This window comes from Nocardia sp. NPDC002869, from assembly GCF_046764065.1.
Lineage (GTDB): Bacteria > Actinomycetota > Actinomycetes > Mycobacteriales > Mycobacteriaceae > Nocardia > Nocardia rhamnosiphila.
Window position 1 is genome coordinate 1 of record NZ_JBKOOL010000196.1, and the last position, 9,788, is coordinate 9,788.

The 9,788-nt window shown below is 69.2% G+C and carries 10 protein-coding genes and 1 pseudogene; 8 read left to right on the plus strand and 3 right to left on the minus strand.

Annotated features, from left to right (window positions below; translation table 11 throughout):
• Positions 1 to 138: 138 nt before the first annotated feature.
• From fabG1 to ACLML9_RS25565, 3 genes are all read left to right on the plus strand, one after another.
• Complete coding sequence (fabG1, locus tag ACLML9_RS25555; protein ID WP_039825413.1) at positions 139 to 855, plus strand: 3-oxoacyl-ACP reductase FabG1; 717 nt, start codon at positions 139 to 141, stop codon at positions 853 to 855.
• Positions 856 to 968: 113 nt separating this feature from the next.
• Positions 969 to 1,802 (plus strand): NADH-dependent enoyl-ACP reductase InhA, encoded by an 834-nt coding sequence (gene inhA / locus ACLML9_RS25560; protein WP_411947904.1) that lies wholly within the window; start codon positions 969 to 971, stop codon positions 1,800 to 1,802.
• Between the two features lie 23 nt (positions 1,803 to 1,825).
• Positions 1,826 to 2,884, plus strand: a complete 1,059-nt coding sequence (locus ACLML9_RS25565; RefSeq protein WP_411947905.1) for a ferrochelatase — start codon at positions 1,826 to 1,828, stop codon at positions 2,882 to 2,884.
• A 47-nt stretch (positions 2,885 to 2,931) separates the two neighbouring features.
• Here ACLML9_RS25565 and ACLML9_RS25570 read toward each other — a convergent pair whose 3' ends face one another.
• Positions 2,932 to 3,717: a GTP-binding protein gene (locus tag ACLML9_RS25570; RefSeq protein ID WP_411947906.1), complete on the minus strand. Its 786-nt coding sequence runs from the start codon at positions 3,715 to 3,717 to the stop codon at positions 2,932 to 2,934.
• Between the two features lie 106 nt (positions 3,718 to 3,823).
• Between ACLML9_RS25570 and ACLML9_RS25575 the strand changes: the two genes are divergently transcribed.
• On the plus strand, positions 3,824 to 4,279 hold the full coding sequence (locus ACLML9_RS25575) for a Zn-ribbon domain-containing OB-fold protein (RefSeq protein ID WP_411947907.1): 456 nt from the start codon (positions 3,824 to 3,826) through the stop codon (positions 4,277 to 4,279).
• Positions 4,263 to 5,465, plus strand: a complete 1,203-nt coding sequence (locus tag ACLML9_RS25580) for a lipid-transfer protein (protein ID WP_411947908.1) — start codon at positions 4,263 to 4,265, stop codon at positions 5,463 to 5,465. Before ACLML9_RS25575 ends, ACLML9_RS25580 begins: the two co-directional genes overlap by 17 nt.
• Positions 5,466 to 5,834: 369 nt before the next feature.
• On the opposite strand, the gene ACLML9_RS25585 is transcribed toward ACLML9_RS25580, so the two are convergent.
• Both ACLML9_RS25585 and ACLML9_RS25590 read right to left on the minus strand, forming a co-directional pair.
• Positions 5,835 to 6,650, minus strand: a complete 816-nt coding sequence (locus ACLML9_RS25585) for a hypothetical protein (protein WP_411947909.1) — start codon at positions 6,648 to 6,650, stop codon at positions 5,835 to 5,837.
• 64 nt (positions 6,651 to 6,714) lie between these two features.
• On the minus strand, positions 6,715 to 7,542 hold the full coding sequence (locus ACLML9_RS25590) for a DUF3097 domain-containing protein (protein ID WP_411947910.1): 828 nt from the start codon (positions 7,540 to 7,542) through the stop codon (positions 6,715 to 6,717).
• A gap of 102 nt (positions 7,543 to 7,644) precedes the next feature.
• On the opposite strand from ACLML9_RS25590, the gene ACLML9_RS25595 reads away from it, so the two are divergent.
• From ACLML9_RS25595 to ACLML9_RS25605, 3 genes and pseudogenes are all read left to right on the plus strand, one after another.
• On the plus strand, positions 7,645 to 8,076 hold the full coding sequence (locus tag ACLML9_RS25595; RefSeq protein WP_030520494.1) for an NfeD family protein: 432 nt from the start codon (positions 7,645 to 7,647) through the stop codon (positions 8,074 to 8,076).
• Entirely contained in the window at positions 8,076 to 9,308 is a 1,233-nt protein-coding gene (locus tag ACLML9_RS25600) for an SPFH domain-containing protein (protein ID WP_411947911.1), read from the plus strand. Before ACLML9_RS25595 ends, ACLML9_RS25600 begins: the two co-directional genes overlap by 1 nt.
• A gap of 118 nt (positions 9,309 to 9,426) precedes the next feature.
• A pseudogene (locus ACLML9_RS25605) lies at positions 9,427 to 9,788 on the plus strand (hypothetical protein); the annotation flags it as partial.

A 9,788-nucleotide genomic window follows, 5' to 3' on the forward strand; every position in this document is an offset into this window, starting at 1 on the left:
CGATATCGTGCTGCGGGCCGGGTGAAATCCGGCCCGCAGCGCTGTGTCCGCGTTGTACGACCTGCACAAGTTCCACGGGGAAATCTCGGTGGACGTCCCATGAGAGCATCACCGAGGCAGCCAGGTAGGTTTGTCCCCATGTCGAACTTCACAGCACGCTCGGTCCTGGTGACCGGCGGTAACCGCGGGATCGGGCTCGCGGTGGCGCAGCGTCTGCACGCCGACGGTCACAAGGTGGCCGTCACCCATCGCGGTTCGGGCGCCCCCGAGGGCCTGCTCGGCGTGAAATGCGATGTCACCGACAGTGATTCGGTGGATCGGGCGTTCGCCGAGGTGGAGGCCGCGCAGGGACCGGTGGAAGTGCTGGTCGCCAATGCCGGGATCACCGATGACACGCTGCTCATGCGGATGAGCGAAGAGCAGTTCACCAAGGTGGTGGACGCCAACCTGGCCGGTGCCTTCCGGTGCGCCAAGCGGGCCAACCGCGCGATGCTGCGGGCGCGCTGGGGCCGGATGATCTTCCTCGGCTCGGTCGTCGGGTTCTCCGGTCAGGCCGGGCAGATCAACTACGCGGCCTCGAAGGCCGGTGTCGTCGGTCTGGCCCGTTCCATCACCCGCGAGCTCGGCTCCCGGTCGATCACCGCCAACGTCGTCGCGCCCGGGTTCATCGAGACCGATATGACGAAAGACCTGCCCGAGGACATGCGGGATATGGCGAAGAAGTTCATTCCGCTCCAGCGACTCGGTGCCCCCGAGGACGTCGCGGCGGTGGTCAGTTTCCTCGCCTCCGAGGACTCCGCCTACGTTTCGGGTGCGGTGATCCCGGTGGACGGCGGTATGGGTATGGGGCACTGACGCCCCGAACTCCTTCAGAACAGATCGAAAGCCGCGCCGATACCGGATACCGGACCGGCACCTCGACCGGGCGCGGCGGGATACGACACCACATTCAGGAGAATCGACAACTCATGGGCGGATTGCTCGAAGGCAAGACGATCCTCGTCACCGGCATCATCACCGATGCCTCCATCGCGTTCCACGCGGCGGCCATCGCGCAGAAGGAAGGGGCCAAGGTGATCATCACCGGCCTCACCGAGCGGTTGCGGCTGATCGACCGGATCGCCAAGCGGCTGCCGGAGGAGGTGCCGCCGGCCATCGGTCTCGACGTCACCAACGACGAGGACCTGCGCAAACTGCCCGATGAGATCCGCCGCCTGGCGCCCGAGGGGATCGACGGGGTCCTGCACTCGATCGCTTTCGCCCCCAAGACCCTGATGGGTCCCGACGCCCTGCCGTTCCTGGACGCCCCGAGCGCGGACGCGGCGAAATCGTTCGAGATCTCGGCGTGGAGCTACGCGGCGCTGGCCCGCGCGGTCCTGCCGGTGATGAACGAGCGCGGTTCGATCGTCGGGATGGATTTCGACCCCCGCACCGCCATGCCGTACTACAACTGGATGGGTGTGGCCAAGGCCGCGCTGGAATCGGTGAACCGGTACGTGGCGCGCGAGGTCGGCTACGCGAAGAAGATCAGGTCCAACCTCATCGCCGCCGGCCCGGTCAAGACGCTGGCCGCCAAGGCGATCGCCGGTACCGCAACCGATGACGCGAAGCAACTGAAGCAGCTCGACACCTACTGGGACGGCGCCTCACCGATCGGCTGGGACGGCGGCGCCGAGGTGGTCGGCAAATCGATCGTCGCGCTGCTGTCGGACTGGCTGCCCGCGACGACCGGGTCGATCATCTACGTCGACGGCGGCGCCAGCCACAACACCTGGTTCCCCGAGAACATGCCGCAGGACTGACGACCGGCCGGAGAGGAGACACCGTGGCCCGCGCGGCCGACGCACTGCTGCTGCTGTCCTTCGGAGGTCCCGAAGGTCCCGACGAGGTGCTGCCGTTCCTGGAGAACGTGACCCGCGGCCGCGGTGTCCCCCCGGAACGGCTCGCCGAGGTCGCGCAACACTATCTGCACTTCGGTGGGGTGTCGCCGATCAACGCCCTCAACCGCGACATCATCGCCGCGGTGGAACGGGAGCTGGCCGCCACCGGCCCGCGGCTACCGGTGTACTTCGGTAACCGCAACTGGCATCCGATGGTGGAGGACACGCTGGCGCGGATGACCGCGGACGGAGTCCGGTCGGCCCTGGTGTTCCCCACCTCCGCGTGGGGCGGCTACTCCGGTTGCCGGCAGTACGACGAGGACATCGCCCGGGCCCGCGCCGCAGTGGGCCCGGCCGCCCCGGAGCTGATGAAACTGCGCCAGTACTTCGATCATCCGCTCCTCGTGGCCGCCTTCGCCGACGCCCTACGCGCCGCGCGGGACACCCTGCCCGCCGCGCATCGGGCGGTCGCCCGGCTGGTCTTCACCGCGCATTCGGTGCCGGTGAGTGCCGACGCCGCGGCCGGGCCGCCGGCCGACGGCGGGCGCCTCTACAGCCGACAGGTCGCCGAGGCGGCCCGGTTATGCGCCGCCGCAACGGGTTTCGACGATTACGACGTGGTCTGGCAATCGCGTTCGGGTCCGCCGCATATCCCGTGGCTGGAGCCGGATATCGTCGATCACCTGGAAACGCTGGCGGACAAGGGTTTCGAGTCCGTGATCGTCTGCCCGGTCGGTTTCGTCTCCGACCATCTCGAGGTGATCTGGGACCTGGACAACGAGGCGGCCGAGAAAGCCGGCGAGCTCGGCCTGTCCTTCGCGCGGGCGGCCACACCCGGGACCGATCCACGGTTCGCCGAGATGGTGGTGGAGTTGATCGGCGAACACATCCGCGATGTCACACCGCGCAGGCTGGGCACGGTGCCGGGCTACGGGTGCACCGCCGATGGCGCACCCTGCGCGGTCGACTGCTGCGCGCCGCCGCGCCGTCCCACGGGCCGGTGAACCCGCCGGTGCCGTCGAGCGCCGGGCGTGCGTTTCGGCGGCACCCGTCAGTAGTCGAGGGCGTGCTCCGGTTGGCAGACGAGCATGGGTGACGGCAGATAGCGGACGATGGCATTCAGGAGTGCGGCGTTATCGCCGCCGTGCCGTGCCGCGTCGCACAGCACCGGGACGGCCTCACCGATGCGCGTGACGGAGCGGATCCGGTCGTGCAACTGTTCGGGTGGGATCTTTCGTGGTCCACGACCGCCGTCCGGAGCCTCGCCGTCCTGATCCGTCACCGCGGTCACCACGTCGCGGTACCACTGCTCGGCGAGTTGCCAACGGCTGCCGTAGAATTCGGCGGCCATCGGTTCCAGCGCCCACATCGGGACGAGATCGATGACGCCGTCGAACCCGGGCCCGGCGCCGAGCGGGAGGTGTAGCGGCAGCGGCCGTGCGCCCCGCGTATAGGCGATCGCGCGGACGCAGCGGTCGAATTCGGCGGCGGGATGATCGAGTCCGGTCACCAGGCACAGTCGCGCCACCTGATGGTCGTCGGCGACCCGCAGGATCGTCTCGAATCGTGCGGCGCGCGCCGTCGCGGCGTTCAGGACCACGACCGCGCCGTCGGCCACCCGGATGGCTCGTTCCAGTTCCGCGATGGGCGCGTGGCTCGACAGCTCGGCGACGCGGATCGTGTATTCGCCGCGGCCGGGCACGTGATGAACCACGGTGGCAGCGGGGGTCCCCCCGTGATCGCGAAGCAGGCGCCGGACCACCCGCGTCGTCTCGGCGGGCTCTCCGACGATTGTGACATTTCGGATCGACTGCGGGTCGACGGCTCTGATACCCATCGTGGTTCACGGTACCGCTGCCGATACGCCGGTGGAGGCGCTTTCCGCCCAGAAAATGGAACGTGTTCTTGTTCAAAAATAGAACGTGTTCCTATAGTGTCGGATTGTGCAGAAGGAACAACGCCCGGCGGTACCGGACTGGTTCACCGCGGACGACGGCACGCCACGTCTGGTGGGAAGTCGCTGCGATGTGTGCGGCACACCGTATTTCCCACGGAACACACTGGCCTGCCGCAATCCGCAGTGCGCGAGTCCGAAGGACGGCTCGGAACTGGCCGAATACCTCTTTTCCACGCGGGGCCGGATCTGGTCCTACGCGGATGCCCGGTACAAGCCGCCCCCGCCGTATATCTCATCCGATCCGTTCGAGCCCTACGTCGTCGCGGCGGTGGAGCTCGAGGTCGAGCAGATGGTGGTTCTCGGTCAGGTCGTGCGCGGCCTCACGGTGGACGACCTGGCCATCGGAATGCCGGTGGAGCTCACCCTCGGGGTGCTGTACACGGACGAGGAAGCCGATCACACGGTATGGATGTGGAGGCCGGTCGATGACCGACAGGAATGATCGCGATATCGCCGTCCTCGGTGCCGGTATGCACCAGTGGGGCAAATGGGGCCGGAATTTCGTCGAATACGGGCTGGTCGCGGCCCGTGCGGCACTGGCGGACGCCGGTATCGATCACCGTGAGGTCGGCTACATCGCCGGCGCGGATACGATCCGCAACGGCTACCCCGGGTTCGTGTCCGGGGCGACGTTCGCCCAGGCGCTGGGCTGGTCGGGCGCGCGGATCTCGAGCAGCTACGCCGCCTGCGCCTCCGGTGCGCAGGCCATCGCCAATGCCCGCGCCCAGATCCTCGCCGGGCTGACCGAGGTCGCGCTGGTGGTCGGTGCGGATGCCGCCCCCAAGGGCTTCTTCCAGCCGGTCGGTGGCGAACGCCGCGACGATCCGGACTGGTTGCGTTTCCATCTGCTCGGCGCCACCAACCCGATCTATTTCGCGCTCTACGCCCGCCGCCGGATGGCGCTGCACGGTGCCACGCTCGACGACTTCGCCGCGGTGAAGGTGAAGAACGCCAAGCACGGGCTGAACAATCCGTACGCCCGCTATCGCAAAGAGGTCTCGGCCGAGGAGGTCGCGGCCTCGGCCATCGTCTCCGACCCGCTGCGTCTGCTCGACATCTGTGCGACCAGCGACGGCGGCGCGGCACTGGTCCTGACGTCGGTGGACTACGCCCGTCGTCACGGAATCAGCGATCCGGTGCGTATCCGGTCCTTGTCGACGGTCACCCCCACGTTCCCGAAAACCGTCCTCGACCTGCCGGATTTCGCGACGGACTCGGCCGTGGCCGTCGAACCCCCGCCGCATACGTTCCGGTCCGCCCTCGCGCAGGCCGCGTACGAGGAAGCCGGCCTCGGACCCGCCGACCTGTCCTTCGCGGAGGTCTACGACCTCTCGACCGCGCTGGAGCTGGACTGGTACGAGGAGATCGGGCTCTGCGAGCCGGGCGGCGCCGAGGAACTGCTGCGCAGCGGCGCCACGACACTGGGTGGACGCGTGCCGGTGAACCCGAGCGGCGGGCTGGCCTGCTTCGGTGAGGCGATCCCCGCACAGGCGATCGCCCAGGTCTGCGAGCTCACCTGGCAGCTGCGCGGGCAGGCCGACGACCGTCAGGTCGAGAACGCCCGGGCGGGTATCGCGGTGAATCAGGGCCTGTTCGGCCACGGGTCGGCGATCATCGCTTCTCGCTGAACCTCGGCTCCGGCGGCCGGGGCGTGCGCGCCCCGGCCGAACCCGCGATATGTGCCGATGTGGCCGGGCTGCTCGAGCAATCCCGGCGGCGCCGAGCACGGTGGGTGCCGGCGTGATCGGGTGGGTTCGGAGAGTAGGTCGTGGCCGGGCCGGAACCTACGTCGCGATCTGCCTCCGGCCGCCGCGCGGGGCCTGCGCAGTGGTGGCCGGGGAGCCACCCCGGCCGTTTCCGTCCGTCGGCAGGAACCCGCCGCTGCGGGCGTTCGGTATTCCGGCCGATGGGCCGTGCGAGGCGGCAGCTCCGAACCCCGGTTTCGGCCGTCATCGTGTGAGGGAACTCGCCATGTGCGGCGGTGCTCCCTCCCGGGATCAGCGCGATTGCGGCGCGGCGGTGTGCACCGCGACGAGGCGGGCCGCGCGGATGGCATCCCACAGCGGCCGCAGCAGGGTCTCGTGCGCGGTGGCGGCGCTGGCCGAAGTGGGCGCGGAGGCCGGCTCGCGCTGGGCCACGGTCAGGATCGCCGCCACATGGTCGGCCGAATCCAGGATCCGCTTGGCGCGCAACGGGACGCATTCGGGATAGGTGTGCCGTGAATAGTCGGCGAGCTCGGCCTCGATGAGTTCGCGCGGGTCGGCGTCGCCGGCGCCGAGGCCGGTGGTGTGCAGGCGCATCAGTGCGTCCGCCGCATCCCGGACGGCTTCGCGCATCGCGTATTCGGCCTCGCCGAGCGACATATCGGGTCCGGCGGCGCGCGGCATCGGCACGCTGTAGACGGTCCACTGCAGGGTGTTCTCGTCCACCGGGTAGGGAATGAGCCCGGTGCCCTCGGCGGCCGGGACCCCCAGCAGGATGCCCTCCCCGGCTTCCACGGCATCGGTGGCGAAGGCGGTCCCGGTCGGCAGGCCGCGGACATCGCCGGGCACCGGCAGCACCAGTCGTAGTTCCGCGCCGGGGACGGCCAGCTCCTCGCGAATCAGCTTGAGCAGCGGCATGACTCCGGTGCCGTTCGGGCTCCCGTGCGCGGACCACGGCAGGTCGGTGCGCCCGCCGGTGACCGGGTCCCCGGCCGCGAGCGTATGCCGCGGCGCCCAGGCGTGCAGCGCCTCGAGCACGTCGTCGGGCGCGCTGCGACCCGCGAGCCACGATCCGGCCCACAGTGTGAGGGTGGCACTGGGAGAGCACATAATCATCGAGCATAAAGGGTGTCGGCAACCGGCGGGCAGCCTCTGCGCGGGGTGTTTCCAGGGGTTAAAATGGTTCACCCGGTTCGGTCACGAAGTCGATCAGCCGTTCCACCGCGCCCAGCAGCGGAGCCTCCAGATCGCGGAACGAATTCACCGCCGAATACACCCGGCGCCAGCCCTCCTGCGGTGTGCCCCAGCCGAGCCGTCGGCACACTCCGGTCTTCCAGTCCTCGCCACGCGGCACCCGCGGCCACTCCGGGATACCCAGCACCGCCGGTTTCACCGCCTGCCAGACATCCACATACGGGTGCCCGGTGACCAGCACGTGCTCGCCGAGCCCGGTGGTGAGCTGGGTCTCCTTGGATCCGGTGACCAGATGGTCGACCAGTACGCCGACCCGTCTCCCCGGACCGGGTCCGAAATCGGTGAGCCGGGCGCCGAGATTGTCCAGCCCCTCCAGATGTTCGACCACCACGCCCTCGACCCGCAGGTCATGTCCCCAGACCCGTTCCACCAGCGCGGCGTCGTGCACGCCCTCGACCCAGATCCGGCTGGGCGCCGCGACTTTCGCCCGCAACCCCTCGACCCGGGTGGAACCCGACGCGGAGCGGCCGGCCCGGCCCGGCGCGGGCGCCTTCGGCCGGACCAGTGTGACCGGCTTCCCGTCGATCAGGAACGCGGCTTCCCGTAGCGCGAACAGGCGCACCGCGCCGCGGGCGTCCTCCAGCTTCACGAAATCACCGTCGTAGCTGCGGTCGAATCCGACCACTGCGCCGCAGAACCCGCTGGCCGCGTCCTCGACCACCAGATCGGGGTCGGCGTCCACCCGCGGGACGGTGCGCCGGGCGGTGCGCGGGTGGCCGGAGAAGATGTCACCGTATCGATCGCTCACCGGCCCGAACGTAGCGCACTCGCCGCCGCCGTGGCGGTCGCCGGCCCGGGGGTGTCGCCGGTCCGGCCCCGGGACAGCGGATATCGCACTAAGGTGGGCGGTGTGGCCGCACTTGTCTGGTTGGTCGCCGGCATATTGCTGGCGGCCGCGGAGATGTTCGTCGGCGAACTGACTCTGCTGATGCTCGGTTCCGCCGCACTGCTCACCGCGGGCGTGAGTTTCCTCGGCGACACCGCGCCGGTGGTCGACGCGGTGGTGTTCGCCGTGTCGGCGGTGGTATTGCTGCTGGGCGTCCGGCCGGTTCTGTTGCGGCGCTTCGGCACTCCGCCGCCCACGCTGACCAATGCCGACGCTCTGCCGGGTAAGACCGCGCTGGTGCTGGAACCGGTGGGTGAGCACGCCGGCCTGGTGAAACTGGGCGGCGAGGTGTGGACCGCGCGTTCTCTGGACCCGGGGGAGCAGTACCCGGAGGGCGCGACCGTGTACGTGATGAAGATCGACGGCGCGACCGCCGTCGTCTGGAAAGGGCCGTAATGGCTGCACTGATAATCGTCTTGGCGCTGGTATTACTGGTGGCGGTGGTCGTGTTCAAATCCATCGCGCTGGTGCCCCAGGCCGAGGCAGCGGTGATCGAACGGCTCGGCCGGTACTCCCGGACGGTCTCCGGGCAGTTGACCTTCCTGATCCCGTTCGTCGACCGGATCCGCGCCAAGGTCGATTTGCGCGAACGGGTGGTGTCCTTCCCGCCGCAACCGGTGATCACCCAGGACAACTTGACCCTGCAGATCGACTCGGTGGTGTATTTCCAGGTCACGCAGCCGCAGGCCGCGGTCTACGAGATCTCCAACTACATCGCCGCCGTCGAACAACTCACCGTCACCACCCTGCGCAATGTGGTCGGCGGGATGACCCTGGAGGAGACGCTGACCTCCCGCGACCAGATCAACAACCAGCTGCGCGGAGTGCTCGACGAAGCCACCGGACGCTGGGGCCTGCGGGTGGCGCGGGTCGAGCTCAAATCCATCGATCCGCCGCCGTCGATCCAGGAATCGATGGAGAAGCAGATGAAGGCGGACCGGGAGAAGCGGGCCATGATCCTCACCGCCGAGGGCACCCGGGAATCGCAGATCAAGACCGCCGAGGGCGCCAAACAGGCCCAGATCCTGTCGGCCGAGGGCGCGAAGCAGTCGGCGATCCTGTCGGCCGAGGGTGAGCGGCAGAGCCGGATCCTGCGCGCACAGGGCGAACGGGCGGCCTCGTACCTGCAGGCCCAGGGGCAGGCCAAGGCCATCGAGAAGGTTTTCGCGGCGATCAAGTCCGGTAAACCGACCCCCGAACTGCTGGCGTACCAGTACATGCAGACCCTGCCCATGGTGGCGCGCGGCGACGCGAACAAGGTCTGGCTTGTTCCCAGCGATTTCGGCAAGGCGCTGGAAGGGTTCGCGAAGAACTTCGCGACGCAGGGTGAGGACGGGGTGTTCCGGTACGAGCCGCCCGCCGACGCGGAGGTCCCCGGGAAACCCGACGACGATTCCGACGAGGTGGCCGATTGGTTCGATACCAGCACCGATCCGGCGGTGGAGCGGGCGGTCCGCGCCGCGGAATCGGTCGCGCGGACTCCGGTCGATACCGCCGCACCGGTGACGACCACCAAGCCGGGTCAGCCCGCCGTCCCGGCGGCCCTGCCGCCGCAGCAGCCCGCACAGCAACCCGGGATCGTGCCGCAGCAACCCGGCGTACCACCGCAGCAGCAGCCGGACCGGTAGCCGCTCGCCGGGGCCGATCACTCCGGTGATCATCCCGTAGGTTCGCCGAACAGCACGCGCCGCGCCGGCCGCTGGGTCATAATCGGAACCCACTGCCGGACAAGCGCATCGGGGGATCGTGAGAACACGTCGTGCCGTGCTGCGGACGGCCGCGCTCGCACCGCTGCTGGTGGCCTGCTCACCGGATGTGCTGCTCGGCGACCGCGCGGTGGTACGGATCGCGGTCGCCTGGAGCGGTCTGGAATTGACGGCCTTCCGGTCGGTGCTCGACACCACGGCCCTGCCCGCGCCGGTCGAGGTGGTGCCGCTGGGTGACGAGATCGGCACCGCGCTCACCGCACGCGGCCGGTCGGCCCCCGATATCGTCATGTTGCCGCAGGCCGGGCAGGTCCGGGATCTGGTCACCGCCGGGCGGAGAAAACCACCCTCGGCCGCACCTACGCCGGGCATCAACCGTCGATGTTCATCACGCTCACGATG

Coding starts and splice junctions, on each gene's coding strand:
- fabG1 (WP_039825413.1), top strand. CDS start 139: ATGTCGAACTTCACAGCACGCTCGGTCCTGGTGACCGGCGGTAACCGC.
- inhA (WP_411947904.1), top strand. CDS start 969: ATGGGCGGATTGCTCGAAGGCAAGACGATCCTCGTCACCGGCATCATC.
- ACLML9_RS25570 (WP_411947906.1), bottom strand. CDS start 3,717: ATGGGTATCAGAGCCGTCGACCCGCAGTCGATCCGAAATGTCACAATC.
- ACLML9_RS25580 (WP_411947908.1), top strand. CDS start 4,263: ATGACCGACAGGAATGATCGCGATATCGCCGTCCTCGGTGCCGGTATG.
- ACLML9_RS25585 (WP_411947909.1), bottom strand. CDS start 6,650: ATGTGCTCTCCCAGTGCCACCCTCACACTGTGGGCCGGATCGTGGCTC.
- ACLML9_RS25600 (WP_411947911.1), top strand. CDS start 8,076: ATGGCTGCACTGATAATCGTCTTGGCGCTGGTATTACTGGTGGCGGTG.